The organism is uncultured Reyranella sp., assembly GCF_945957355.1.
Lineage (GTDB): Bacteria > Pseudomonadota > Alphaproteobacteria > Reyranellales > Reyranellaceae > Reyranella.
This window is the reverse complement of record NZ_CAMFKM010000013.1, coordinates 23,131-46,835: the sequence shown is the minus strand read 5'-3', so window position 1 is coordinate 46,835 and position 23,705 is coordinate 23,131. Positions and strand designations below refer to the sequence as shown.

The 23,705-nt window shown below is 66.5% G+C and carries 26 protein-coding genes; 17 read left to right on the top strand and 9 right to left on the bottom strand.

Features of this window, described 5'->3' with window-relative positions; genetic code table 11:
* Window positions 1-72 precede the first annotated feature (72 nt).
* The 7 genes from Q0Q48_RS20200 (at window position 73) to Q0Q48_RS20170 (ending at window position 8,148) form a co-directional block, all read left to right on the top strand.
* The gene (locus Q0Q48_RS20200; protein ID WP_295141646.1) at window positions 73-1,998 is read left to right on the top strand and encodes a potassium transporter Kup; all 1,926 of its coding nucleotides are present in this window, start codon (window positions 73-75) and stop codon (window positions 1,996-1,998) included.
* 10 nt (window positions 1,999-2,008) lie between these two features.
* The gene (locus Q0Q48_RS20195; protein ID WP_295141644.1) at window positions 2,009-2,707 is read left to right on the top strand and encodes an alpha/beta hydrolase; all 699 of its coding nucleotides are present in this window, start codon (window positions 2,009-2,011) and stop codon (window positions 2,705-2,707) included.
* The gene (locus Q0Q48_RS20190) at window positions 2,704-3,105 is read left to right on the top strand and encodes a GNAT family N-acetyltransferase (RefSeq protein WP_295141641.1); all 402 of its coding nucleotides are present in this window, start codon (window positions 2,704-2,706) and stop codon (window positions 3,103-3,105) included. The genes Q0Q48_RS20195 and Q0Q48_RS20190 overlap by 4 nt, the downstream gene beginning before the upstream one ends.
* Window positions 3,106-3,174: 69 nt before the next feature.
* Entirely contained in the window at window positions 3,175-4,176 is a 1,002-nt protein-coding gene (locus Q0Q48_RS20185; protein ID WP_295141638.1) for an HlyD family efflux transporter periplasmic adaptor subunit, read from the top strand.
* 9 nt (window positions 4,177-4,185) lie between these two features.
* Window positions 4,186-5,913 carry an ATP-binding cassette domain-containing protein gene (locus Q0Q48_RS20180; protein ID WP_295141635.1) on the top strand — a complete coding sequence of 576 codons (1,728 nt, stop codon included), beginning with the start codon at window positions 4,186-4,188 and terminating at the stop codon, window positions 5,911-5,913.
* The gene (locus Q0Q48_RS20175) at window positions 5,910-7,043 is read left to right on the top strand and encodes an ABC transporter permease (protein ID WP_295141632.1); all 1,134 of its coding nucleotides are present in this window, start codon (window positions 5,910-5,912) and stop codon (window positions 7,041-7,043) included. Before Q0Q48_RS20180 ends, Q0Q48_RS20175 begins: the two co-directional genes overlap by 4 nt.
* Window positions 7,044-7,047: 4 nt before the next feature.
* Window positions 7,048-8,148 carry an ABC transporter permease gene (locus Q0Q48_RS20170; protein ID WP_295141630.1) on the top strand — a complete coding sequence of 367 codons (1,101 nt, stop codon included), beginning with the start codon at window positions 7,048-7,050 and terminating at the stop codon, window positions 8,146-8,148.
* Between the two features lie 8 nt (window positions 8,149-8,156).
* Here the strand turns inward: Q0Q48_RS20170 and Q0Q48_RS20165 are convergent, their stop codons facing one another.
* Window positions 8,157-8,846 (bottom strand): 5-formyltetrahydrofolate cyclo-ligase, encoded by a 690-nt coding sequence (locus Q0Q48_RS20165; protein ID WP_295141627.1) that lies wholly within the window; start codon window positions 8,844-8,846, stop codon window positions 8,157-8,159.
* Entirely contained in the window at window positions 8,843-9,298 is a 456-nt protein-coding gene (locus Q0Q48_RS20160; RefSeq protein WP_295141624.1) for a DUF6306 domain-containing protein, read from the bottom strand. Before Q0Q48_RS20160 ends, Q0Q48_RS20165 begins: the two co-directional genes overlap by 4 nt.
* Before the next feature lie 92 nt (window positions 9,299-9,390).
* Here Q0Q48_RS20160 and Q0Q48_RS20155 point away from each other — a divergent pair, with 92 nt between their 5' ends.
* Window positions 9,391-10,269 (top strand): LysR family transcriptional regulator, encoded by an 879-nt coding sequence (locus Q0Q48_RS20155; protein ID WP_295141621.1) that lies wholly within the window; start codon window positions 9,391-9,393, stop codon window positions 10,267-10,269.
* 51 nt (window positions 10,270-10,320) lie between these two features.
* Here Q0Q48_RS20155 and Q0Q48_RS20150 read toward each other — a convergent pair whose 3' ends face one another.
* Entirely contained in the window at window positions 10,321-10,794 is a 474-nt protein-coding gene (locus Q0Q48_RS20150) for a hypothetical protein (RefSeq protein WP_295141618.1), read from the bottom strand.
* 85 nt (window positions 10,795-10,879) lie between these two features.
* Between Q0Q48_RS20150 and Q0Q48_RS20145 the strand changes: the two genes are divergently transcribed.
* From Q0Q48_RS20145 to Q0Q48_RS20130, 4 genes are all read left to right on the top strand, one after another.
* Complete coding sequence (locus Q0Q48_RS20145; RefSeq protein ID WP_295141615.1) at window positions 10,880-11,449, top strand: NAD(P)H-dependent oxidoreductase; 570 nt, start codon at window positions 10,880-10,882, stop codon at window positions 11,447-11,449.
* A gap of 4 nt (window positions 11,450-11,453) precedes the next feature.
* On the top strand, window positions 11,454-12,182 hold the full coding sequence (locus Q0Q48_RS20140; protein ID WP_295141611.1) for a class I SAM-dependent methyltransferase: 729 nt from the start codon (window positions 11,454-11,456) through the stop codon (window positions 12,180-12,182).
* Window positions 12,182-12,610, top strand: coding sequence for an ester cyclase (locus tag Q0Q48_RS20135; protein ID WP_295141608.1), 429 nt, complete (start codon window positions 12,182-12,184; stop codon window positions 12,608-12,610). Before Q0Q48_RS20140 ends, Q0Q48_RS20135 begins: the two co-directional genes overlap by 1 nt.
* 120 nt (window positions 12,611-12,730) lie before the next feature.
* A complete protein-coding gene (locus Q0Q48_RS20130; RefSeq protein WP_295141605.1) occupies window positions 12,731-13,936 on the top strand; it encodes an MFS transporter in 1,206 nt (401 codons plus the stop codon).
* Window positions 13,937-13,939: 3 nt separating this feature from the next.
* Here Q0Q48_RS20130 and Q0Q48_RS20125 read toward each other — a convergent pair whose 3' ends face one another.
* Window positions 13,940-14,329 (bottom strand): cytochrome c family protein, encoded by a 390-nt coding sequence (locus Q0Q48_RS20125; RefSeq protein ID WP_295141602.1) that lies wholly within the window; start codon window positions 14,327-14,329, stop codon window positions 13,940-13,942.
* A gap of 47 nt (window positions 14,330-14,376) precedes the next feature.
* Here Q0Q48_RS20125 and alkB point away from each other — a divergent pair, with 47 nt between their 5' ends.
* Window positions 14,377-15,018 (top strand): DNA oxidative demethylase AlkB, encoded by a 642-nt coding sequence (alkB, locus tag Q0Q48_RS20120; RefSeq protein WP_295141599.1) that lies wholly within the window; start codon window positions 14,377-14,379, stop codon window positions 15,016-15,018.
* 9 nt (window positions 15,019-15,027) lie between these two features.
* Here the strand turns inward: alkB and Q0Q48_RS20115 are convergent, their stop codons facing one another.
* Genes Q0Q48_RS20115 through Q0Q48_RS20100 form a run of 4 tightly spaced genes read right to left on the bottom strand, consistent with a single transcriptional unit; the run spans window position 15,028 to window position 18,647 of the window.
* A complete protein-coding gene (locus Q0Q48_RS20115) occupies window positions 15,028-15,999 on the bottom strand; it encodes a tripartite tricarboxylate transporter substrate binding protein (protein ID WP_295141596.1) in 972 nt (323 codons plus the stop codon).
* Between the two features lie 21 nt (window positions 16,000-16,020).
* The gene (locus Q0Q48_RS20110; RefSeq protein WP_295141593.1) at window positions 16,021-16,455 is read right to left on the bottom strand and encodes an OB-fold domain-containing protein; all 435 of its coding nucleotides are present in this window, start codon (window positions 16,453-16,455) and stop codon (window positions 16,021-16,023) included.
* Entirely contained in the window at window positions 16,452-17,612 is a 1,161-nt protein-coding gene (locus tag Q0Q48_RS20105; RefSeq protein WP_295141590.1) for a thiolase family protein, read from the bottom strand. The genes Q0Q48_RS20110 and Q0Q48_RS20105 overlap by 4 nt, the downstream gene beginning before the upstream one ends.
* Before the next feature lie 48 nt (window positions 17,613-17,660).
* On the bottom strand, window positions 17,661-18,647 hold the full coding sequence (locus Q0Q48_RS20100) for a tripartite tricarboxylate transporter substrate binding protein (protein WP_295141587.1): 987 nt from the start codon (window positions 18,645-18,647) through the stop codon (window positions 17,661-17,663).
* Between the two features lie 93 nt (window positions 18,648-18,740).
* Between Q0Q48_RS20100 and Q0Q48_RS20095 the strand changes: the two genes are divergently transcribed.
* The 4 genes from Q0Q48_RS20095 (at window position 18,741) to Q0Q48_RS20080 (ending at window position 22,561) form a co-directional block, all read left to right on the top strand.
* Window positions 18,741-19,982 (top strand): amidohydrolase family protein, encoded by a 1,242-nt coding sequence (locus Q0Q48_RS20095; protein ID WP_295141584.1) that lies wholly within the window; start codon window positions 18,741-18,743, stop codon window positions 19,980-19,982.
* Window positions 19,983-20,004: 22 nt separating this feature from the next.
* Window positions 20,005-21,528, top strand: coding sequence for an amidase family protein (locus Q0Q48_RS20090; protein WP_295141581.1), 1,524 nt, complete (start codon window positions 20,005-20,007; stop codon window positions 21,526-21,528).
* 159 nt (window positions 21,529-21,687) lie between these two features.
* Window positions 21,688-22,005 (top strand): hypothetical protein, encoded by a 318-nt coding sequence (locus Q0Q48_RS20085; RefSeq protein WP_295141578.1) that lies wholly within the window; start codon window positions 21,688-21,690, stop codon window positions 22,003-22,005.
* A 187-nt stretch (window positions 22,006-22,192) separates the two neighbouring features.
* Entirely contained in the window at window positions 22,193-22,561 is a 369-nt protein-coding gene (locus Q0Q48_RS20080) for a thrombospondin type 3 repeat-containing protein (RefSeq protein WP_295141577.1), read from the top strand.
* A 6-nt stretch (window positions 22,562-22,567) separates the two neighbouring features.
* On the opposite strand, the gene Q0Q48_RS20075 is transcribed toward Q0Q48_RS20080, so the two are convergent.
* Window positions 22,568-23,704 (bottom strand): CoA transferase, encoded by a 1,137-nt coding sequence (locus tag Q0Q48_RS20075; RefSeq protein WP_295141574.1) that lies wholly within the window; start codon window positions 23,702-23,704, stop codon window positions 22,568-22,570.
* Between the last annotated feature and the right edge of the window lies 1 nt (window position 23,705).

Sequence of the window (23,705 nt, the reverse complement as noted above, 5' to 3'; positions counted from 1 at the left end):
TGGCTCGTTGACAGCGCGGGACGCTAAGCGCAAACCCTCGCCGCGCCGCCGCAAGAGGCGGCGTTTGTGATCATGGCACCAGCCGAAACAAGCCAATCCTCGTTTTCCGAAGCCGCCCCGAGCAGCCCGCACGCGCCCCATCCGGCCGGTGCCGCGCTCGTGGTCGGGGCGCTGGGCGTCGTATTCGGCGACATCGGCACCAGCCCGCTCTACGCCCTGCGGGAGACCTTCCTGCATGGCAGCGGCATGGCGCCGACACCCGAACATGTGTTCGGCGTCCTCTCCATGCTGTTCTGGGCCGTCACGCTCACCGTCACGATCAAGTATGTCGCGCTCATCATGCGCGCCGACAACAAGGGCGAGGGTGGCGTGCTGGCGCTTGCCACCCTGGCGTCCCGAGGGCTGAACGGGAGAGCACCGAAGGTCCGGATCGGCATCATCATCCTCGCCGTGATCGGCCTCGCCCTCTTCTATGGCGACGCGATGATCACGCCGGCGATTTCCGTGATGAGCGCCGTCGAGGGTCTCTCGGCGGTGACCCCGGCCTTCACGCCGTTCGTCATTCCCCTCTCCCTAGTCATCCTCGTCGGCCTGTTCCTGCTGCAAGCCCGTGGCACCGCCGACGTCGGCCGACTGTTCGGGCCTGTCATGTTCGTCTGGTTCCTGGTGCTGGGCGTGCTCGGCGCGTGGCAGATCGCGAAGAACCCGGTGGTGCTGGAAGCGATCAACCCGATCCATGCCTACTACCTGATCACGGACCAGGGATTCGGCATCTTCTGGGCCTTCGGTTCGATCGTGCTGGCCGTCACCGGCGCAGAGGCGCTCTATGCCGATATGGGCCATTTCGGCCGCGGGCCGATCCGCATCGGCTGGTTCGGCATCGTCATGCCGGGTCTGCTGCTCAACTATTTCGGCCAGGGCGCGCTGATCATCGAGAACCCGGCCATTATCCATCAGGTCTTCTTCGAGCTGGTGCCGGCCGACTACATCATCTTCCTGGTGATCCTCTCCGCATTCGCCACCGTGATCGCCTCGCAGGCGGTGATCACGGGCGTCTTTTCGCTGACCCGGCAGGCCATCCAGCTCGGCTACCTGCCGCGCATGGAGATCCTCCACACGTCCGAAACGGCGATTGGGCAGATCTATATTCCGAGGGTGAACTGGCTGTTGATGTCCTGCATCATCGCCCTCGTGGTGGGCTTCGGATCGTCCGGAGCGCTGGCCGGCGCCTATGGCCTTGCGGTGACCGGCGCGATGCTGGTCGATGCGGCGCTCGCCATGGCGGTCGCCATCCTGGTCTGGCGTTGGGCCTGGCCGCTGGCGGCGGCGGTGTTCGGGTTCCTTGCCATTCCCGACCTCGCCTTCTTCATCGCCAATGCGCTCAAGATTCCCGACGGCGGCTGGCTGCCGCTGATCGTGGCGTTCCTGATCTATTTCACGATCACCACCTGGCGGCGCGGCCGGAAGATCGTGGCAACCGAGCTGAGCGAGGGCTCGCTGCCGCTCAAGCAGTTCCTGGAGCGCATGGAGCGCGCTCCGGACCGCGTTGCGGGCACCGCCGTCTTCCTGACCGCCGATGCCAGCCGTACGCCCGCCGCGTTCCTGCACAATCTCAAGCACAACAAGGTCCTGCACGAGCGCATCATCATCCTGCAGGTCGACACAATGGACGTGCCGGTCGTTTCCGACGCCAACAGGGTCGAGGTCGAGCGGCTGGGCAAGGGCTTCCACACGGTGATTGCCCATTACGGCTTCACCGAGCAGCCCGACATTCCCGAGGCACTGCGGGCCTGCCGTCCGCACGGCATCGCCTACGACGAGATGGAGACCTCGTTCTTCCTCGGCCGCGAGACCCTTGTGCCGTCGCAGCACTCCAGGCTCGGCCGCTGGCGCCGCGACTGGTTCATCTCGCTCTCGCATTCCGCCTCGGCCACCAAGACCTTCTTCCGTATCCCGCCCAACCGCGCTATCGAACTCGGCAACCAGATCCAGATCTGAGGCCATCGCCATGCCGCGTTCTCCGCTCGTGCTGCTGCCGGGCCTGCTCAACACGCGCCGCGTCTACGCCCCTCAGGTCGAGGCGCTGGCCGACATCGCCGACTTCACGATTCCCGAGCTCTGGCATCACGACACGATGGCCGCCATGGCCGAGGCCGTTCTCGCCTCGGCGCCGCCGACCTTCGCCCTGTGCGGCTTCTCGATGGGCGGCTACGTCGCCTTCGAGATCTTCCGCCGTGCGCCGGAGCGGGTCGAGCGCATCGCCCTGATGGACACACAGGCCGGGCCCGATTCGCCGGAGACGGCGGCGCGCCGGCGCGGCTTCATCGAGCAGACGCAGATCGGGCGGTTCCACGGCATTCATCCGACCCTGTTGCCGCAACTCGTCCATCCGTCGCGCGTCGCAGACGAGAGCATCAGCCAGCCGCTCCTCGACATGGCGAGCGAGGTCGGCGGCGACGGGTTCGTGCGCCAGCAGCAGGCGATCCTGGGCCGCGCCGACAGCCGCCCCCTGCTGGTCGAAATCGACAGGCCGGCGGTGGTGATCGTCGGACGCCAGGATCTCGTCACGCCCCTGCCACGCGCGCAGCAGATGGCCGCCGACATCGCCAATGCCCGCCTCGTGGTGATCGAGGACAGTGGACACATGACACCGCTGGAGAAACCGGCCGAGGTCTCGGCCGCGCTGAGGAGATGGCTGACGCAATGAACACGATCTACGCCCGCGAGGACGATCTCGGCGCCGATGAATATATCGACGTCGTGGCCAAGTCGGGCCTGAACCGTCCCATCGCCGACCGCCCCCGCATCGAGCAGATGCTGAGGCACGCCAACCTGATCCTGACGGCGCGCCAGGACGGCAGGCTGGTCGGTTTCGCACGCTCCCTCACCGATTTCTGCTTCTGCTGCTATCTCTCCGACCTCGCGGTCGACAAGGCCTGCCAGGGCCAGGGAATCGGCCGCCGACTGATCGAAGAGACGCGCGCCGCCGCCGGCGGACCGAAGACCACCACCCTGCTGCTCTCGGCACCGACGGCGATGTCCTTCTACGAAGGCATCGAGATGCCCAAGGCCGACAACTGCTTCCTGTATCGTCGGCAGGCTTGACCGATATCAAGGGGCGAAACGCCAAATGGTTCTAGTTCTCCACGCAGCAACAGATGCGTGGAGTACGGAATGCCCCAATCGCGGCGCCGCTGGCCAATCCTGATCGCGCTGCTCGCCGTGGCGCTGGCCGCCGCCGGCGGCGCGTACCGTTACTGGCCGCGGGCCGCACCGACGTTCCTCACCCTGTACGGCAATGTCGATGTCCGGCAGGTCGATCTCGCCTTCAACGCCAGCGGCCGCCTGCAGGAGCTGCGCAAGGAGGAAGGCGATGCCGTGAAGACCGGCGAGACGGTCGCGGTGATGGAGTCCGACACCTATCGTGACGCCGTGGCCCTGGCCCGCGCCCGGCTTGCGGCGCAGCGCGCAGTGGTGGACCGTCTCGAGACCGGCAGCCGTCCCGAAGAGATCGCCCGCGACCGTGCCCAGGTCGAGGCCAACAAGGCAGCCGTGGTCGACGCCGAACTCCTGCTCAAGCGACGCACGGAGCTGCTGGCCGGCGGCAACGTCTCGCGCCAGCTCTATGACGAAGCCAAGAACGGCTACGATTCTGCGCGCGCCCGTCTCGACATTTCGCAACAGGTTTCGCGGCTGACCGAGATCGGCCCGCGCCGGGAGGACATCGAGCAGGCCAAGGCCCTGCTGCGGTCCGAGGAGTCGGTCGTCTCGCTGGCGGAGCGGCGGCTGGCCGATACCGTGCTGAAGGCGCCGGCCGACGGAATCGTGCTCAGCCGCATCGTCGAGCCGGGCGCGATGGTCAGCCCCGCCAATCCGATCTTCACCGTGTCGCTCACCGACAAGATCTGGGTCCGGACCTACGTTTCCGAACCCGACCTCGGCCGCATCCGGCCCGGGATGGCCGTGACGGTGTTCACCGATACCGACCCGAACCATCCCTACGAAGGCTGGATCGGCTTCATCTCGCCCACGGCCGAATTCACGCCGAAAACAGTGGAGACCACCGAGCTGCGCACCCAGCTCGTGTATCGCCTGCGTGTGTTCATCAAGAATCCCGACGATCGCCTGCGTCAGGGCATGCCGGTCACGGTCCGCGTGCCGCTCGGTGCCGGCTAGGCCGGCGCCATGCCTGCAACAGTCACCCTCGCCGGGCTCAGCAAGAATTTCGGGACGACGGCCGCCCTGACGGACGTGACGGCCACGGTCGGCGCCGGCCAAATCACCGGTCTCGTCGGCCCGGATGGCGCCGGCAAGACGACGCTGCTTCGTCTCATCGCCGGCCTCCTCATGCCGGATGCTGGAACGCTGCAGGTCCTCGGCCATGAGGCCACGGACCGTGACGCGGTGCGGGGCGACATCGGCTACATGCCGCAGCGCTTCGGTCTCTATGAGGACCTGACTGTCCAGGAAAACCTCGAGTTGCAGGCGGACCTGCACGATCTGGACACCGCAGCCCGCAGCGAGCGCTTCGCGACGCTGCTGCAGTTCACCGGCCTTGCTCCCTTCACTGGCCGGCTGGCGGGACAGCTCTCTGGCGGCATGAAGCAGAAGCTCGGGCTCGCCTGTGCCCTGCTGCCGCGGCCGAAACTGCTGCTGCTCGACGAACCGAGCGCCGGCGTCGATCCTGCCTCCCGGCGCGAATTGTGGCGCATCGTGCGAACAATGGCGGGGACCGGCGTCGCCATCGTCTGGAGCACCGCCTATCTCGACGAAGCCGAACGATGCGACAGCTTTCTCCTGCTCGATGGAGGGCGACTCCTCGCCTCCGGTAGTCCTGCCGACTTCACTCGGCGGCTGGAGGGACGCACCTTTCTGGTCGAACTGCCCGAGCGACAGCGCCATCGCATCCAGCGTGCTGCGGCCGCGCTTCCCTCCGTCGCCGATGCCACCATCCAGGGCCGCAGCCTGCGGCTCGTGCTTAAAGAGGGAGGCGTCCTCCCCGACCTTACCGCTCTGGTGGGAAGCGATGCGACCGCCCGTCCGACGCGGCCACGTTTTGAGGATGCATTCGTCAGTCTGCTCCAGGCCGACCGACCGCCAGTCGCAGCGCCACCGCCTCAGGAGGCCATCACCCCCTCAACCGACGGCATCGCGATCGAGGCTCGCGACCTCACACGCGACTTCGGAAAATTCCGGGCGGTCGACCGGGTGAGCTTCACCGTGAGGCCCGGCGAGATCTTCGGGTTGCTCGGTCCCAACGGCGCGGGCAAATCCACGACCTTCCGCATGCTCTGTGGCCTGCTGGTGCCCAGCGCCGGTTCGGCGCATGTGGCCGGCGTCGATCTCGGTCGGGCCCGCGCGACGGCGCGCGAACACATCGGCTACATGTCCCAGAAATTCTCGCTCTACGGCAACCTGTCGGTCCGCGACAATCTCGACTTCTTCAGCGGCGTCTACGGCCTTGCTGGCCGTCGCCGATCCGACCGCATCGCCTGGACGATCGAGAGCTTCGACCTCGGGGCCGTCGCCGACCTGGAAGCGGGGACCCTGCCGCTCGGCTTCAAGCAGCGCCTGGCGCTGGGATGCGCCCTGCTGCACGAACCGCAGGTCCTGTTCCTCGACGAACCCACCTCGGGTGTGGATCCGCTGATGCGGCGGGAATTCTGGTCGCGCATCGGCGGGCTGGCTGAGGGTGGCGTCACGGTGCTGGTGACGTCGCACTTCATGGAGGAGGCCGAGTATTGCGACCGGCTGGGCATCGTCTATGCCGGACGGATGATCGCCTCCGGCAGCCCGGATGCGATGAAGCAGCGCTTCGTGACGGCGGACCTGCCCGAGCCGACACTCGAAGACGCGTTCGTGGGCCTGATCCGCGAGCATGACACCGAACGCCAGGGCGCGGCGGCCGCATGACGTCGGCCCGCACCTTCTTCCGTCGTTTCGGCGGGCTGCTGCACAAGGAGTTCGTCCAGATCGTGCGCGACCCCTCGTCGATCGCGATTGCCCTCGTGATGCCGGTGGTCCTGCTCCTGCTGATCGGCTTCGGCATCTCGCTCGACGCCCGCAACGTGCGCTTCGGCATCGTCGACGAGAACCGCAGCGTCGAGTCGGCGGGCCTGTTCCAGGCCTTTGCCAATACGCCCTACTTCCAGCCCTTCTCCTTCCTCACATCAAAGGCTGCCGAGGCCGCCCTGATGCGCGGCGACATCGAAGGCTTCGTCGTGCTGCGCAGCGATTTCTCGCGGCGCGTCGCCGACCCGGTCCGCGCGGCCGACATCGCCATCGTGGTCAACGGTGTCGACGCCAACAATGCCCGGATCGTCACCGGCTACGCCCAGGGTGTCGTGGCAACGTGGCTGCTGGGTCACCGGCGGGACCGCGCCCAGCCGGCCCTGTCTCCCGTCACGGTCGAGAACCGCTACTGGTTCAATCCCGAAATCCGCAGCACCAACTTCATCGTGCCCGGCCTCATCGCGATGGTCATGACCATGATCGGCGCCCTGCTGACCGCCCTGGTGGTGGCGCGCGAATGGGAGCGCGGCACGATGGAGGCGATGCTCGCCTCGCCGGCCAGCATGACCGAGATCCTGCTCGGCAAGCTGGTCGCGTATTTCGTGCTGGGACTGGGCGGTCTCGCTGTCTCGGTCTTCATCGGGCTGGTCGTGTTCGAGGTGCCCTTCCGCGGCTCCCCCGAGGTGCTGATCGCCATCTCCTCGGTGTTCCTCATCGTCTCCCTGGCGATGGGCCTGCTGATATCGACGGTCGCCCGCAGCCAGTTCGTCGCGGCGCAGCTCGCCTTCCTCGTCACCTTCATGCCGGCGCTGATCCTGTCGGGACTCATGTTCGACATCGAGAGCATGCCGCGCTGGGTACAGGCCGTGACGACGGTCTTTCCGGCCCGCTACTTCGTATCGAGCCTGCAGACCCTGTTCCTCGCGGGCACGGTCTGGCCCGTACTGCTGCCCAACCTCGCGATGCTGATGGGCTTCGCCATCGTGTTCCTCGCGCTGGCCATCGCCCGCACCCGCCGCAGCCTGGAGTAACCCCATGTGGCGACGCATCGCGGCGCTGATCCTCAAGGAATTCAAGATGCTGTGGAAGGATCGCAAGAGCCGCATGGTTCTGGTGGTCCCGCCGCTGGTGCAGCTCGTCCTGTTCGGAAGCGCCGCAACCTTCGAAGTGTCCGATGCCGCCCTCGGCCTCTGGATCGAGGACCGCGCACGACCGGCGCAGGAACTCGTCAGCCGCTTCGAGGCCTCACCGGCCTTCCACGTCGTCGCGCGCTTCGACAATCCACGGGCCGTCCAGAACGCGCTCGACTCGCAGAAAGTAAAGGCGGTGCTGCATGTCGGCCAGACCTTCTCCGCCGATGTCGCGGCCGGCCGGCCGGCCCGCGTCCAGCTGCTGCTCGACGGCCGCAAGTCCAACGCCGCCCTCATCCTGCAGAGCTACGCGCTGGGCATCGTCGAAAGCTTCAACCTGGCGCGGGCCGGCCAGGCCACCGCCGAGTTGAACATTCACTCACGCGCCTGGTTCAATCCCAACTTCGACAGCCGCTGGTTCATCCTGCCCGGCCTGACGGTGCTGCTCACCATCGTGGCGACCCTGCTGATCACGGCGCTCTCGGTCGCCCGCGAGCGCGAACTCGGCACGTTCGAGCAGCTGCTCGTCACGCCGTTGCGCCCCATGGAAATCCTCGTGGGCAAGACCGTCCCGGCGCTCTGCATCGGCTTCGTCGAGGCCAACCTGATCGCCCTGCTCACCTGGTTCGCCTATGGCGTGCCCTTCGTCGGCAGCGTCGTGTTGTTCAACGTGGCAATCGCGATCTTCGTCCTGTCCGCGGTCGGGATCGGGCTGGTCATCTCATCGGTGGCCAAGACCCAGCAGCAGGCGATCCTCGGCGTGTTCCTGTTCCTGTCGCCCGCGATGGTGCTGTCCGGCTTCACGACTCCCATTGCCAACATGCCCGACTGGGCCCAGGCGCTCACCCATCTCAACCCGATCCGCTACATGGTGACCCTGAGCCGAGGGATCTTCCTGCAGGACCTCACCTGGGAACTCGCCTGGCCCCACCTCTGGCCGATGGCGCTGATCGGCTGCGTCACGCTGGGCTACGCGACCTGGCTGTTCTCCCGCCGGCTCGAATAGCGGGGCGGCTAGCGAATGAGCACGCCCGCTTCCGTGACGATGGCGTCCATCGGCACGTCATACGTCTGGGGGTAGATGGTACGCAGGGCGAGCCGTTCGTAGCCCACGCCCAGGATACGAGGGCGGCCCGGCAATGCGGCCAGCGTGCGGTCGTAGAAGCCGCCGCCATGGCCCAGCCGGTAGCAGGCCTGGTCGTAACCGACGACGGGCGCGATCACGATGTCGGGCGTCACGACCGTTCCTCCGGCCGGCACCGGGATATTCCAGACACCGGGCTGAAGCGGCTCCCCGCGAGCCCACGTGCGGAACACCAGCGGCGAGCACGGAGCGACGACGACCGGCAACGCCGCGGTCGCCCCGCACATCGACAGCCCCTCGATCCAGGGACGCAGGTCGGGTTCGCCGCGAAACGGCAGATAGACGCTGACGGTCTTCCCTGAGAGATCGCCCAGGAGCCGGTCGAGTTCGCGCGCCACGCGCTCGGAGAAGCGACGTCTCTCCTCGGCAGGGATCGCCAGACGCAGCGCGATCAACCGCTCGCGCTCCACCGTGCGCCAGCGCTTGAGATCCTGTTGCTGGCGGGGATCCTGGTCGGACACCATGCCCGAGATCGGATCGACGAGATGCATCATGCAGGGAGGAGAGCTGTAGTCCTCTGCCAGTTCGTCGCGGTTGGCTGCGTTGTCGTTGGCCTTCATGCGATCGTCGAATTGGCCAGGGTGATGTTCGCCACATGCGAAGAAAGCATGTGCGCCAGATCGGCATGCAGGGCCTCGTCACGCACCAGTGGAGTCACCTCGCGCAGCTTGCGCACCACCCAACCCTGGCCGCGATTGAGGAAGACGATGCGCTCCTTCAGGTCCCGGATCGCCATCGCCTTGCCGTGGAAGGCGCCGATACGCGGCGACACCTCGCCGCCCAGCTGCTTGATCTGGCGAAGCAGCATCGCGCACCAATGCGCTTCATCCCGCTGGATGTTCTTCAGCAGGGCAACGACTGCAGGCTCGGTTGCCTCGGCAGCACTTTCCAGCGCCACCTTGGCGCCGGCGCGTTCCGCCTCGAGAAGTTCGTTCAGAAAGGCGATCAGGCCGGCCTTGTCGATCGCATGACCGCCATCGAAGCCAGTGTTCGCCATTGCCATGTCGGTCATGTCTGCTCCTGTTCAATGCTAGGACGAAGCAAACTATTTGGGAAACGATGATAATCGGCCGATAATATCGACTAAGTCGATACTAGAGCGCCGTGGACACCGAACAGGCCCGCACCTTCCTGGCAGTCGTCGCCGCCGGCAACTTCGTGATGGCGGCCGAACGGCTGCACGTTACGCAGTCGACCGTGAGCACGCGCATCCGGACGCTGGAGACGCAGTTGGGCTGCCGCCTCTTCGTCCGCAACAAGGGCGGCGCCACGCTGACCTCGGCCGGTCGGCGTTTCCAGAAGCATGCTTCCACCCTCGTGCGTACGGTCGAACAGGCACGCCACGATGTCGGCATCGCCGAAGGCTTTCGCGCCACGCTCACCATCGGCGCGCGCATCGGCCTGTGGGATCAGTTTCTCTTGCGGCAGCTGCCGGCGCTTCTTGCGACGGCCACCGACTTGTCCGTCCGTGCCGAGATCGGCGTAGAGCGTGACCTCATGGAAGGGCTGGTCGAAGGACGCATCGACGTCGCCGTCATGTACACGCCGCAGAGCCGGCCGGGTTTGCGGGTCGAACCCCTGTTCGACGACAGGCTCGTTCTCGCATCGACGAAGCCCTTGCGCCGTTCGGCGCTGGGACCGCATTACGTCTGTATCGACTGGGGGCCGGAATACATTGCGCGCCACGGTGCGAGCTTCCCGGAATTCTTCGGTGCTGCCCTCAGCGTCAATATCGGCTGGCTGGGCCTGCAACATGTGCTCGACAATGGTGGCTCGGGCTACTTTCCGGTCCGCCTCGTGCGCCCTTACCTGAAGAGCGGCAGACTCACGATCGATTCCGGCCGGCCGGAATTCACAATAACGGCCTATGCCGTGTATCCAGCTGACGCCGACGACAGCGTAATCGGACCGGCGCTCGCCCTCATTCGGCAGGCCGCCGGACGGGAGCGGGAGCCCGACGACGGGGATCATTCCCGGCGTTGAACGCGGCAGCCGCGGGTTCGCGGGCCGTCGCGATGCCAAGCAATGTTAATGTTAGCGAGCGCGTTGGGCCGCCAACGCCCTCTGTAGCTCGCGATCGAAGCCCTTGAGCGACTGCACGAAGGGCCCCGCCATCGTACCCTGCAACTCGAGCTGGATCTGGATCTGCGAGCCCGTGCGCAGTTGCTGCAGCAGCTCGGCCGACTTGCCTTCGTCGTACTGGCAGATGCCCTGGCCGCAGATGCTGGTCGAGATGAAGGGGTTGGAATCGACCTGGATGCTGGCGCGCACGCCCTGGCCGTCCCCGACCACGGAGATCTTCTTGTAGGCCGCCGAGTAGCGCATCACGAGGAACTGGCCGAGGAGGCTGTTGCCATCGATTGTCGCCTGGGCGCCGCAATCCCGGCCGCCATCGGAGGAGCAGTACATGACCCACTTGTCGGGCGGCTGGTCCTGAGCGGCGGCCGGTTGCGAAAGGGTCAATGCGGCGGCCGCGACGCCGGCGGCCACGAATACGGATCGCATCATCTTTCGCCCTGCTCCCGGGTTTGCCAACTTTCCAAGGGCCTCCTATGTAGCCCTCCATGCCCACGCTGACAAAGGAACCCTTCGCATGTCCGAGAGCCTGAAACTCGTCGCCTTCTGCGGCAGCCTGCGCAAGGCGTCCTTCAACCGCCTGTCGCTGCAGGCCTTCGTCGAGCGGCTCCCGACCGGCGCCGCGTGCGACACGATCGAAATCGGCGACTGGCCGCTCTACGACGCCGACCTGCAGGCCAAGGGTTTTCCCGACAAGGTGCAGGCCGCACAGAAGGCCATGCTCGAGGCCGACGGCATCGTCCTCGTCAGCCCGGAATACAATTACGGCATCTCCGGCGTGCTGAAGAACGCCATCGACTGGCTCTCGCGCATGAGCCCGCAGCCCTTCGCCGCCAAGCCGGTCGCCCTGTTCGGCGCCTCGATGGGCGTCCTCGGCACGGCGCGCGCCCAGTACCAGCTTCGCCAGACCCTGGTGTTCCTCGATGGCCGTCCGGTCAACAAGCCCGAGGTCATGATCGCCCAGGCGCAGAACAAGTTCGCCGACGGCAAGCTCATCGACGAGATGACCGGCAAGCTGCTCGGCGACCTCGGCGCCGCGCTGGCACTCGCCTGCCGCCAGGCCAGGGCGGCCGCTGCCGTCAAATAGGACGATGACGCAGAACATCTACGACACCCCCGAGTTCTTTGCGGGCTACAGCCGCCTTCCGCGGTCCGTGGAAGGGCTGCCGGCGGCACCTGAATGGCCGACCCTGCAGTCGATGCTTCCCGACCTCCAGGGCCGGCGGGTCGCGGATCTGGGCTGCGGCTTCGGCTGGTTCTGCCGCTGGGCGCGCGATGCCGGCGCGGCCGCCGTTCTAGGCCTAGACGTGTCGGAGAACATGCTGGCGCGGGCGCGCGAGACCACGGGCGACCCCGCGATCCGCTACGAGCGCGCCGACCTCGAGGCACTCGCGCTGGCCGAAGGCGCGTTCGATCTCGTCTACAGCTCGCTGGCGCTGCACTATATCGAAAATCTGCGCGGCCTGTTCCAACAGGTCCGCTGCGGCCTTGTGCCGGGCGGCCGCTTCGTCTTCTCGGTCGAGCATCCGATGTACACTGCGCCTGGCCGTCCCGCCTGGACACGCGATCCCGACGGCCGTCTCGCCTGGCCGGTGAACAGTTACGCTGAGGAAGGCACCCGCTCGACCGACTGGCTGGCCAAAGGCGTCATCAAGCAGCACCGCACCGTCGCCACCTACGCCAACCTGCTGATCGCGACGGGCTTCACGATAGCGCGGCTGGAAGAATGGTCCGCGAGCGCGGACGACGTTGCCGCGCATCCCGACTGGGCGGGTGCCGACGAGCGTCCTTCTTTCCTTCTGATGTCGGCACAGCGATGATGTCCCGCGACCAAGCCCGCGACCTGATCGAGCGACTGCACGAGATCTGGGGCACCGGCGAACTCGACGCGATCCCGGAAATCTATGCCGCCGACTTCGTGGCGCACATGCCCAAGGGCTGGGGCAAAGGCGAGAGTCGCGACGGGCACGACGGCATCCGCCGCGCCATCGAACGCATCCGCGCCGGTTTTCCAGACTGGCGCGAACATATCGACGACATGATCATCGACGGCGATCGGGTCGCGGTGCGCTATCACTCGACGGGAACCCATCTCGGCCCCTTCGGCAAACGCCCGCCGACCGGCCATGCGATCAATGTCGACGAACTCTCGATCTTCCGCATCGAGAACGGCCTTGTCGCCGAGCAATGGTGCCTCAATGACGACCTCGCCTTCGACAAGCAAATCGACGGCAAGAGCCTCGACTAGGACGAGATCGGCCAAGGGTCGGCCCGAAATGGCGATCCGCTTGAGACGACGGAATTGCCGGATGATCCTTCGGTCCAAACCGAAGGAATGTTCGTCGCATCCGTGGTAGCAAGCCGGGCCATGGCGTCGAGACTGCCCCTGCTCATCCTGCTGATCGCCGTCACCTGCCTCAGCCAGTTCTATCGCGTGTCGAACAGCGTGATCGCGCCCGAGCTCGTGCGCGACCTCGACCTCAGCGCGCGCCAGCTCGGCTGGGCGGGCAGCGCCTTCTTCTTCGCCCTGTTCGCGGTCCAGATTCCCGTCGGCCTGTGGTTCGACCGGTTCGGCGCAAGGCGGACGGTGGCGGCCCTGTCGCTGCTCGCAATGCTGGGATCGCTTTGGATCGCCCATGCGTCCGATGCCACCGACCTGATCGCCGGGCGCACCATCGTCGGCATCGGCTGCGCTGCCTCCTTCATGTCGGTGGTGTTCCTGTGCTCGCGCTGGTTCGAGCCGGCCAGGCTCGCGACTCGCCTCTCCTGGGTGTTCGCGGCCTCCAACATCGGCACCCTCGCGGCCGCCACACCACTCGCCTGGATCGCGGCAACCGTCGGCTGGCGCACAGGCTTCGTTGGTCTCGCCATCGTCACGCTGCTGGTCGCGGTGGGCTTCCTGATCTTCGTGCGCGACCGGCCGCCGGAACATCGCGGACCCGAGCCCGCGCGGGAGTCGCCCGGGCAGATTGTGCGCGGCCTGTGGGAAGTGTGGCGCACCCCCGGCCTCGGCCCCGTCCTCTCCATGCACTTCTTCGCATACGCAACGATGCTGACGGTGCTCGGTGTATGGGGCGGCCCCTATCTCTACGACGTGCACAAGCTCGACGGCGTGGCCCGCGGCAACGTGCTGCTGGCCATGGGCGTGGCCCAGATCCTGGGCATCCTGGCCTACGGGCCGATGGATCGCGTACTGCGCTCGCGCAAGAGAGTAGTGTTCGGCGGTGCCGCGATCTCGACGGGGCTGCTGGCGGTCCTCGCGGTACTGCCCCATCCGCCGCTCTGGCTCGCCGCCTCGCTGCTGATCGCCTTCTGCTTCTTCTGCGCCTACGGCACGGTGATCGTGGCGCAGGGCCGCGCGCTGTTTCCCGACCGGCTGGCCGGCCGCGGCGTCACAACCGTGAACATGGCGCAATGCCTGGGCCTCACCGTGCTACCGGCCATCGCCGGCTATATCGTTGAAGCCTTCGGCGCCGGCGACACGGCCTATCGCTGGGTCTTCGGCACCTTGGCCGCCGGTCTCGTGCTGGGCTCGTTCGCCTATGTACGGGCGCGCGACAGCTTCACGGCGTAAGCGCTACTTCGTCGCTTCCTTGAGATAGGCGACGAGGTCGGCGAGCTGGCCGGCATTCTTCACGCCATTGTAGAGCATCTTGGTGCCGGGTACCTTGCCCTTGGGATCGCGGGTGTATTCGGCGAGCGTCGCATCGTCCCAGACGATGCCGGAATTCTTCATGGCGTCGGAATAGGCATAGCCCGCATTCGTGCCGGCCTTGCGACCGAACAGACCGTGCAGGTTGGGACCCGTCGCCTGCGCGCCGTCCTTCTCCACCGTATGGCAGGACTTGCACTGAGTGTTGAAGACGCGCTGCCCCTTCGCGGCTTCTCCGGATTGCGCGGCTGCAGGGCCGGCCGCGGTCGCCAGGCCGGCGACGATCACAGCGGCGGCAATGATCCAGTTCTTCATCACGCTACTCCAGATGCTTCCGGCGGAAGATGCCCTATATCGGAACGATGCAGCAAAGCCTGTTCGACGCAGATGGCAGGAAGGAGGCGCTGGCGCCCGGCGCCACGGCGTTGCGCGGATTCGCACGAAAGCGTGATGTCGCGCTCCTGGCGGCGATCGAAGCGATCGCGGCCAAGGCGCCGTTCCGACATATGATGACGCCCGGCGGTTTCGAGATGTCGGTGGCGATGACCAATTGCGGCACGGCCGGCTGGGTCACCGACCGCTCGGGCTACCGTTACCAGGCGCACGACCCGCAAAGCGGCGCGCCGTGGCCAGCCATGCCTGTGGAGTTCCTCGTTCTCGCCGACGAAGCGGCGACCGCGGCCGGGTTCGCGACCTTCGCTCCCGACGCCTGCCTGATCAACCGCTACGAGCCTGGCACGAAGCTATCGCTGCACCAGGACCGGGACGAGGCCGACTATGCGCATCCCATCGTCTCGGTGTCGCTCGGCCTCCCCGCCACCTTCCAGTTCGGCGGACCCAAGCGCGCCGATCCCGTCCGGAAGGTCGTGCTGGAGCACGGCGACGTCGTCGTGTGGGGCGGCCCGTCACGCCTGTTCCATCACGGCGTACTGACATTGAAAAGCGGCGAGCACCCATTGACCGGAACCCGCCGCTTCAATCTCACACTTCGGAAAGCACTCTAACGAGAGTGCCTACTCCGGCTTGATGTTCTGTTCCTTGATAAGCTTCGTCCAGCGCTTCTCCTCTTTGTCGAGGAACGTCTTGAACTCGGCCGGTGTCGAGGCGCGAATCTCGACGCCCTGGGGCTTGAAGCGCTCGATCATCTCGGGCTCGGCCGCGATCTTGGCGATCGCCTTCTGCAGCTTGTCGACGATCGCCTTGGGTGTGCCGGCCGGTACCACCATGCCCTGCCAGAACACCGCCTCGAAGTCGGGTAGTCCCGCCGCCTCGACCACGGTCGGGATGTCGGGGAAGGCCGGCGAGCGCTTCAGGCTCGAGATGGCGATGGCCCGAGTGCGGCCTGTCGCGAGGATCGGCTTGGCCTCGAGGGCAGCCGAGAACATCATCTGGGCTTGGCCCGACGCCACGTCCTGCCCCGCTTGGGCGCCGCCCTTGTAGGGCACGTGCGTGATGTTGAGGCCGGCCTGGGCCTTGAGCAGTTCGGCGGCGAGATGATTGGTGGCGCCGATACCGGAGCTCGCGATGTTGAACTTGCCCGGGTTGGCTTTCACGTAAGCGATCAGCTCGGCCATGTTCTTGGCGGGGAAGTCGGCGTTCACGTGCAGGATGAAGGGTGTGAACGACATCAGCGACACGAGCTCGAAGCTCTTGTTGGGATCGTACTGGACCTGGCCGGTGAGCGTCGGGTTGATGATCAGCGACGTGCCGGCGGCATAGATCGTGTAGCCGTCGGGTGCGGCCTTGGCGACGAAGTTGGACGCCACGGTGGTGGCCGCGCCGGCGCGGTTGTCGACGATGAACGGCTTGCCCAGTTCCGCCGAGAGCTTTTCGGCATAGACGCGGGCCACCGCGTCGTTCACGCCGCCCGGCGGGTAGGGCACGACCATCGAAACCGGCTTGGTCGGCCAGTCGGTCTGCGCCGAGGCGGCAAGCGGCAACAGCAGCGCGGCCAGGGCCGACGCCACGAAAACGGAACGCTTCATGATTTTCCTCCCAGGATTTCTCTATTCGGCGACGAAGACGGGCAGCGTCACCTCTTTGTTGACCGGCTCGAAGCCCAGCTTCACGCGCCGGCCGATCTTCAGCTCGCCTTCGGGAATACCGTGCAGCTGCGCATTGACCCTCACGCCGGCATCCATGTCGACCAGTGCAACGATGTAGGGCGCCGATGCCTTGAAGAAGAAGTTGAACGGGTGGTGACACACCGTCCAGGCATGGAGACTGCCGCCGAGCGGCGCTTCCCTGAACTCGCTCTCCATCGAGAAGCAGTGAGGGCACACGGGCCGCGGATAGTGCCGGACCTTACCGCAGGACAAACAGTACTGCAGCAGGAAGCGGCCCTCGCGCATGCCATCCCAATAGGGCTGGCTCTCGCGCGTCGGCGTCGGCAGCGGGCGTTCGGGAGCCGGCGCGGCAGCCGGTATCGGAGCCATGCTCATGCCGCCCTCCTCAGGATGGCGATCGACCCGTCGCCCATGTCGCCGTAGCCGGTGACGAGACCCACTTCGGCATCCTTCACCTGTGCCTTGCCGGCCTCGCGGCGCAGCTGGCGCGTCAGTTCTATCACATGGTTGAGGCCGACCACGTGACCCTGGCTCAGCAGCCCGCCATGGGTGTTGATCGGCAGCTCACCGCCCAGCGCGATGCGGCCGTCCATTACGAACGGTCCGCCCTCGCCGGTCTTGCAGAAGCCCAGGATCTCGAGCTGGCGGATCACCGTGAAGGTGAAGCAGTCGTAGATCTCCGCCACGTCGATGTCCTTCGGCCCCAGCCCCGCCATCGCGTAGGCGCGCGGCGCGGACTTCACCAGGCCGAATTCCAATATGTCCGGGCGCTGCGCGATCGAGGCTGGCGACTCAGGGTGCCCTTCGGCGACGCCGGCGATCGTGACCAGCGGCTTCCTGAGGTCCTTCGCGCGATCGGTGGCGCTCACCACCACGGCGGCACCGCCGTCGCTCTCCAGGCTGCAGTCGAACAGGCGGAACGGGTCGGAGATCATGCGCGAGGCGTGATGATCCTCGACCGTGAGCGGCTTGTTCATGACGACATTGCCGTTGAGGATCGCATGCTGGCGCGTGACGACCGCCACTTCGGCGAACTGCCTCGCCGTCGTGCCGTAGAGTTCCATGTGGCGGCGCGCGCCCTGGGCGTAGAGCTGCGCTGGCGCGAACATGCCGATCGGCGCCTCGAACTCGGCAGCTTGTGCGAACACCGGGAACTGCTGCAGGCGGGTCGAGACGCGCGATCCGGAATAGCCCGTGCGGCCGACCGAGATCAGCACGTGCTTGCAGACGCCGGTCGTCACCGCCATCGCCGCCATCTGGATCGCCGCCGTGCAGGTCGCGCCGCCCATCGGGATGAAGGCCGAGAGCGTGAGATCCTTCAGGCCGAGATTGGCGATGAAGTCCTCGGCGATCGCACCGCCGGGAAAATACGGAATGACGCCGTCGACGTCGCGCGGGTCGATCCCGGCATCGTCGAGCGCCCTGAGACTGGCCTCGAGCTGCAGCGCGAGGCCGCTCTTGGTCGTGCCGCGCGTATATGCGGTCTCGCCAATGCCGCTGACGGCCGCCTTGTCGCGAAGCGGATGCACCATCTTGATTTCCTCCGGCGCGCATTGTGCCGGAAGCGGCGCATCAGGCAATCAGTCTGCGCGGATATTTCCTTCCTTGATCACCTCGCGCCAGCGCGGCAGCTCCTTGGCGATGAGCGCCGTGTAGCCCTGCGCGCCCAGAGTCCCAGGCCGGATGCCGAGCTTGTCGAACCGCTCCTTGATCTCGGCACTTTGCAGGGCGGCGGCGATTTCCACCTCCCATCGCTTGGCGATCTCGGGAGGGAGTCCGGCCGGGGCGGAGAAGCCGAACCAGTTGGTCGCCACGACCTCGGGGAATCCCGCCTCGCGGAAGGTCGGCACGTCCGGCAGGGTCGGTGCACGCTGGTCCTCGCTCACCGCCAGCGGCTTCATGCGCTTGGAGGTGAAGTACCCGGTCGCCGTCGGCAGGCTCTCCATCAGCGCCGCGATCTGGCCGCCCATCAGGTCGTTCATCGCCGGCGCCGAGCCGCGATAGGGAATGTGCGTGAGCTGTACCTTGGTCGAGAGCGCCAGCAGCTGGCCGACCAGATGATTCATCGTGCCGTTGCCACCGGAACCATAAGTGACCTCGCCCGGTTTCGCGCGCGCCCTGTCGATCAGCTCCTTCACCGAGCCGATTGGCGACGTGCCGTTCACCGCCAGGACGCTCGGGAAGGTGCCCACCAGATGGATATGGGTGAAGTCGGCCAGTGGATCGTAGGGCACGTCCTTGTAAAGGACGGGTCCGATGCCGTGCGAGGCGGCGCTGGAGATCATGACGATGTAGGCGTCGCCACGGGCCTTGGCCACGATATCCGCCCCTAGCATGCCGCCGGCGCCGGGTTTGTTCTCGACGATGATGGGCTGACCGAGCTTCGTGCCGAAATACTCCGCCAGTGCCCGGGACATGATGTCGGCCGCACCTGCGGGTGGAAAGTTGACGATCCAGCGGATCGGCTTGGTCGGCCACGGCGCCGGGGTTGCGGTCTGCCCCGCGGCGATGCTCGGGGAAGCGGCCGCGGCCGTTGCTGCAAGCAGGAGGTGACGTCGAGAGAGCATGGTTCTTGCTGAGCCTCCGGGGCCGTCGGGCTGTTATTGGACGACGGCATGGTGCAACATGCGTGCCGGCCGCCGCCGGCGACTGGAGTGATGATGGATTTCGACCTTGTCCTGCGCGATGTGCGGCTCGCCGACAGTACGCCCGATCAACCGACCACCGACATCGGCGTCGTCCAGGGCCGCATCGCCGCCATCGCCCCGAAGCTGGGCGGCAGCGCCCGGGAGGAATACAAGGGCCACGGCCGCCTCGTCTGCTCCGGCTTCGTCGACACCCACATCCACCTCGACAAGGCCTGCATCCTCGGCCGCTGCGAGCACAACACCAGGCGCATGCCGCACCTCGCCATGGAGCGCGTGTCGGCAGTCAAACACACGATGACGGTCGAGGACGTGATCGAGCGTGCGTCGGCGACGATCGAGAAATGCATCGGCCACGGCGCCACCCGCATGCGCCCCCATTGCGAGGTCGACCCCAAGATCGGGATGCGCGGCTTCGAAGGCGTCAAGGCGCTGGTCGACAAGTACAGGTGGGCGATCGACATCGAGATCTGCGTCATGCCGCAGGAAGGCCTGACCAATAATCCCGGCACCGACGAGCTGATGGTCGAGGCGCTGAAGAACGGCGCGAGGGTCGTCGGCGCGGCGCCCAGCTACGACAGCGACAGCGCTGCCCAGATCCATCGCGTCTTCGAAATGGCGCGCGAGTTCGATGCCGATATCGACATGCACGTCGACAGCGGCCCCACCGCCGACCATCTCGACACGCTGCTGGTCTGCGATCTCGCCGAGAAGTACAAATGGGGCGGCCGGGTCGCCGTCGGCCACGTGGGCAAGCTTTCGACCATGCCCTTCAAGGACCTCGACACGGTCGCCCGGCGCATGGCCGACACCGGCGTCGCCGCGACGGTGCTGACGGCGACCGACCTCTATCTCGGAGGTCGGCACACCGACCATAACGTGCCGCGCAACGTCCTCGACCTGAACTTCCTGACCGAGCGCGGCGTCACCTGCTCCGTCGGCTCCAACAACATTCTCAATCCGTTCACGCCGTTCGGCGATGGCCAGCTGCTGCGCCAGGTCAACATGCATGCCATCGTCACCCAGCGCGCCAACGACGATGAAGTGAAGGCGCTGTGGGACATGACGACCAAGACGGCCGCCAAATTGATGCGCAAGGACGACTATGGCATTGCCGTCGGCGGTCCGGCCGACCTCGTGGTCCTCGATGCTCCCGATGCGGTCATGGCGCTCAGGACCATTGCGCCGGTCCTGGCCGCCTACAAGAACGGCCGCCGCACCGTCACTCGCGAACCGGTCCAGCTGCACCGGCCGTAATCGATTTCAAGAAGAGGAAGCTATGTCGAAAGAAGAACTCGTCACCCTGTCGTCGGTCGAGCTGCGCCGCCGCATCGGCACCAAGGAAATCTCACCGGTCGAGCTGCTCGACGCCTGTCTCGAGCGCATCGAGGAGGTGAACCCGGCGGTGAACGCCGTGACTGCGATGTGCGTCGACCGCGCCCGCAAGGAAGCCAAGGCCGCCGAGGCCGCGGTGCGCCGTGGCGAGGACCTGCCGCTGCTGCACGGTCTGCCGACCGGCATCAAGGACCTCGAGGAGACCAAGGACCTCCTCACCACCTACGGCTCGCCGCTCTATCGCGACTACGTGCCGGGCTACGACAACGTCATGGTGAGCCGCGTGCGCGCCGCGGGCGCCATCGTCGTCGGCAAGACCAACGTGCCGGAATTCGGCGCCGGCTCGAACAGCCGCAACCCGGTCTGGGGCGCCACCGGCAATCCCTTCAACCCGATGCTCAATGCCGGCGGCTCGTCGGGCGGCTCGGCGGCAGCGCTCGCCACCGACATGCTGCCGGTCTGCACCGGCTCGGATACCGGCGGGAGCCTGCGCAACCCCGCCGCCTTCTGCGGCGTGGTGGGTTTCCGCCCCTCGCCGGGCATGGTCGCGGTCGAGCGCCGCGCCATGGGCTGGACGCCGATCTCGGTGCTGGGCCCGATGGGCCGCAGCGTCGCCGATGTCTGCCTGCTCTTCGCCACGCAGGTCGGCCAGCATGACAGCGATCCGCTCAGCTTCCCGCTCGAGCCGGAAGCCTATGCCGAACCGTGGCCGGTCGATCTCGGCAGCCTCAGGGTCGCCTACACCGAGGATTTCGGCGGCGCGCCGGTCGACAAGTCGATCCGCCGGACCTTCCGCGAGAAGATCAAGGCGATGAAGCCGTTCTTCCGCAGCCTCGACAAGGTGGACGTCGACTATGGCGACGCCGACCGCTGCTTCGACGTGATCCGCGCGGTCAGCTTCCTGTCGCGCTACCACGACTCCTACAACAACAATCGCGAGATGCTGGGGCCGAACATCATCGCCAACTACGAACTCGGCGCGAAGCTCAGCCTGGCTGACTTCGCCTGGGCGCATGGCGAGCAGACGCGGATCTTCCGCGCCTTCCAACAGATCTACAAGGAGTACGATCTGGTGATCGGCCCGACCGTCGGCTTCTCGCCCTTCCCGTGGAAGCAGCTCTACATCGAGGAGATGGACGGCAAGAAGCTCGGCACCTACTACCACTGGATGGCGACCAAGTACTTCGTCACCCTGACGTCGAACCCGGCCGTCTCACTGCCCTGCGGCGTCGACGACAAGAAGATGCCGTTCGGCCTGCAGGTGGTCGGCCGCTTCCGCGGCGACGGCGAGGTCCTGGGCGCCGCCCACGCGATGGAGCAGGCATTCAAGACCAACCCGGTACTGGCCCGGCCGCTGCCCAACATCGCCAAGCTGCGCAAGCCCGTGCCGGCGCTGAAGTCGATCGTGACGCATCCGCCGAAGCTCAACGCCAAGGTCGCGCGCGGCCCGGCACCCGGCGCCCTCTAGCCGGAGGTCCGAAACGCCCGGCATCCGTCTCGGTTGCCGGGCGAAGGGCTTTACATAACTTCAACTTTTCGCCCGCCCGATGCCACTTCGGGCGGCGTACCTCGTTCTAGGGACAAGTGCCTGTCGCGAGACACGGTTCGACCCGAAACGGAGGTAGCGATGAACAAGCTGAAGTTCGTGATGGCGGCGGGCCTGCTGGCCGCGACCGCCGCGTGTACCCAGACCGGCTACGACAATACGTACGCCTACAACAACGGCTACAATACCCGCCCGGCCTACAACAACGGCAATTACAACAGCCGTCCGGCGTACGGCAGCAACTACGCCTACAACAACAGCGGGTACTACAACAACGCCCCGCGCTACGGCTATCAGAGCCGCCGTGGTCCCAATGGCGACTATGATCGCGACGGCGTGCCCAACAGCCGCGACATCGACGCCAACGGCGACCATATCCCGGACGCTTTCCAGCGCTAACGATCCACTCGGTCGGCACGACGGCTCCCGGAGCGATCCGGGAGCCGTTTCTACGTCCGGTCACCACTCGATCACGGCCGGCCTCCAATAAGACGTCTTTGCGTCCACGAGCCGCCGCCGTCGATCGCGAATCTCCACTCATGGGAACGCCGTATGCGACATCGGACGTTCCCGGTGGAGGGAAAGAATGCGCTGCGTCAGTTGGCTCGCCGCCGCGGGCCTTGTGGTGGTGACGGCGGGGTGCGTCGAACAGTCGGGCTATCCGACGACCTACGGCTACAGTCCGGGCTACGGTTCGAACTACGGCTACACCGGGTATTCCAACAACTATGTCAGCCAGCCGGGCTACTACCGGTCGGCCCCGACCTACTACGCCCCGCCGCCGCCCCGGCCGCAGGTGATCACCCAGACGCGCTACGTGCCGGTGCCGGTGGCCCCGTCGAGGCCATCTTACCATCGTGCGCGTGACAGCGATCGGGACGGCATCCCCGATCGGTACGACCGCGACAAGAACGGCGACGGTGTCCCCGACAAGTATCAGCGCTCGCGCTGGTGACTTTGCCTAACGGCCCTTGCCGCGGATTTCCGCATCGTGCTGGCCGAGCGTCGGCGCCGGGCGGCTAACGCCGCCCGGCGTCGCCGAGAGCTTGAGCGGCACGCCCAGCGTCTTCTGCCGGCCCGCCTTGGCGTGTTCGACCTCGGCCACCATGCCCCGCGCCAGGATCTGCGGATCGGCGAAGACCTCGTCGTGATGCAGCACCGGCCCGGCCGGGATGCCTTCCTTCTCCAGGATCGCCATCCAGTCGTCGGTCGTGCGCTTGGCGATCTCGGCCTGCAGGATGGCGACGATCGCCTCGTTGTTCCTCACCCGGTCGGCATTGGCCTTGAAGCGCGGATCCTCGGGCAGGTCGGGCTTGCCGATCAGGGCGCAGAGCCTGCGGAAGAAGTTCTGCTGCGCCCCGCCGATGGTCAGCCAGCCGTCGGCCGTCTGGAAAACCTGGTAGGGCGAGGAGCCGCGATGCGCCTGGCCGAGTTTCTCCGGCCGGAGCCCGTTGGCGAAGTAGTTGGCGGCCTCGTAGACGCCCAGCGACACCGTGGCCTCGAGCAGCGACGTCTCGACCCACTGGCCCTCGCCGGTCTTGTGCCGCGCCTGCAGCGCGCTCAGCACGCCGATGGTGAGGTAGAGGCCGGCGCCCACGTCGGAGATGGCGAGCGGAATCCGGTACGGCGGGCCGTCCTTCGGCCCGGTGACCGACATCAGGCCCGACATGGCCTGGATCATCAGGTCGAAGCCGCCGCGGCCGGCATAGGGACCGGTCTGGCCGAAGCCCGAGATCGAGCCCAGCACGAGGCGCTTGTTGCGCGCGTGCAGCTCTTCCCAGCCGAGGCCCAGCCGCTTCATCACGCCGGGACGGAAATTCTCCAGCACCACGTCGGCGCCGTCGACCAGTTCCCAGAACACGGCAAGATCGTCTTCGTTCTTGAGGTCGAGCTTCAGACCGCGCTTGTTCCTGTTCCACAGCATGAACGGCGCCGACTCACCCTCGACGAACGGCGGTGCGCCGCGCATCGAATCGCCCTGCGGGCTTTCGATCTTGATGACGTCGGCCCCCATGTCGGCGAGCTGCATGCCGCAGAAGGGACCGGAAAGATGGGTCGTGAGGTCGAGAACGACCAGACCGTCGAGTGCGCCTGCCATG

Excerpts from the sequence above, each read along its gene's own strand:
- Q0Q48_RS20200 (WP_295141646.1), top strand. The coding sequence starts at position 73 with ATGGCACCAGCCGAAACAAGCCAATCCTCGTTTTCCGAAGCCGCCCCG.
- Q0Q48_RS20195 (WP_295141644.1), top strand. The coding sequence starts at position 2,009 with ATGCCGCGTTCTCCGCTCGTGCTGCTGCCGGGCCTGCTCAACACGCGC.
- Q0Q48_RS20190 (WP_295141641.1), top strand. The coding sequence starts at position 2,704 with ATGAACACGATCTACGCCCGCGAGGACGATCTCGGCGCCGATGAATAT.
- Q0Q48_RS20185 (WP_295141638.1), top strand. The coding sequence starts at position 3,175 with ATGCCCCAATCGCGGCGCCGCTGGCCAATCCTGATCGCGCTGCTCGCC.
- Q0Q48_RS20180 (WP_295141635.1), top strand. The coding sequence starts at position 4,186 with ATGCCTGCAACAGTCACCCTCGCCGGGCTCAGCAAGAATTTCGGGACG.
- Q0Q48_RS20175 (WP_295141632.1), top strand. The coding sequence starts at position 5,910 with ATGACGTCGGCCCGCACCTTCTTCCGTCGTTTCGGCGGGCTGCTGCAC.
- Q0Q48_RS20170 (WP_295141630.1), top strand. The coding sequence starts at position 7,048 with ATGTGGCGACGCATCGCGGCGCTGATCCTCAAGGAATTCAAGATGCTG.
- Q0Q48_RS20165 (WP_295141627.1), bottom strand. The coding sequence starts at position 8,846 with ATGAAGGCCAACGACAACGCAGCCAACCGCGACGAACTGGCAGAGGAC.
- Q0Q48_RS20160 (WP_295141624.1), bottom strand. The coding sequence starts at position 9,298 with ATGACCGACATGGCAATGGCGAACACTGGCTTCGATGGCGGTCATGCG.
- Q0Q48_RS20150 (WP_295141618.1), bottom strand. The coding sequence starts at position 10,794 with ATGATGCGATCCGTATTCGTGGCCGCCGGCGTCGCGGCCGCCGCATTG.
- Q0Q48_RS20145 (WP_295141615.1), top strand. The coding sequence starts at position 10,880 with ATGTCCGAGAGCCTGAAACTCGTCGCCTTCTGCGGCAGCCTGCGCAAG.
- Q0Q48_RS20140 (WP_295141611.1), top strand. The coding sequence starts at position 11,454 with ATGACGCAGAACATCTACGACACCCCCGAGTTCTTTGCGGGCTACAGC.
- Q0Q48_RS20135 (WP_295141608.1), top strand. The coding sequence starts at position 12,182 with ATGTCCCGCGACCAAGCCCGCGACCTGATCGAGCGACTGCACGAGATC.
- Q0Q48_RS20130 (WP_295141605.1), top strand. The coding sequence starts at position 12,731 with ATGGCGTCGAGACTGCCCCTGCTCATCCTGCTGATCGCCGTCACCTGC.
- Q0Q48_RS20125 (WP_295141602.1), bottom strand. The coding sequence starts at position 14,329 with ATGAAGAACTGGATCATTGCCGCCGCTGTGATCGTCGCCGGCCTGGCG.
- alkB (WP_295141599.1), top strand. The coding sequence starts at position 14,377 with ATGCAGCAAAGCCTGTTCGACGCAGATGGCAGGAAGGAGGCGCTGGCG.
- Q0Q48_RS20115 (WP_295141596.1), bottom strand. The coding sequence starts at position 15,999 with ATGAAGCGTTCCGTTTTCGTGGCGTCGGCCCTGGCCGCGCTGCTGTTG.
- Q0Q48_RS20110 (WP_295141593.1), bottom strand. The coding sequence starts at position 16,455 with ATGAGCATGGCTCCGATACCGGCTGCCGCGCCGGCTCCCGAACGCCCG.
- Q0Q48_RS20105 (WP_295141590.1), bottom strand. The coding sequence starts at position 17,612 with ATGGTGCATCCGCTTCGCGACAAGGCGGCCGTCAGCGGCATTGGCGAG.
- Q0Q48_RS20100 (WP_295141587.1), bottom strand. The coding sequence starts at position 18,647 with ATGCTCTCTCGACGTCACCTCCTGCTTGCAGCAACGGCCGCGGCCGCT.
- Q0Q48_RS20095 (WP_295141584.1), top strand. The coding sequence starts at position 18,741 with ATGGATTTCGACCTTGTCCTGCGCGATGTGCGGCTCGCCGACAGTACG.
- Q0Q48_RS20090 (WP_295141581.1), top strand. The coding sequence starts at position 20,005 with ATGTCGAAAGAAGAACTCGTCACCCTGTCGTCGGTCGAGCTGCGCCGC.
- Q0Q48_RS20085 (WP_295141578.1), top strand. The coding sequence starts at position 21,688 with ATGAACAAGCTGAAGTTCGTGATGGCGGCGGGCCTGCTGGCCGCGACC.
- Q0Q48_RS20080 (WP_295141577.1), top strand. The coding sequence starts at position 22,193 with ATGCGCTGCGTCAGTTGGCTCGCCGCCGCGGGCCTTGTGGTGGTGACG.
- Q0Q48_RS20075 (WP_295141574.1), bottom strand. The coding sequence starts at position 23,704 with ATGGCAGGCGCACTCGACGGTCTGGTCGTTCTCGACCTCACGACCCAT.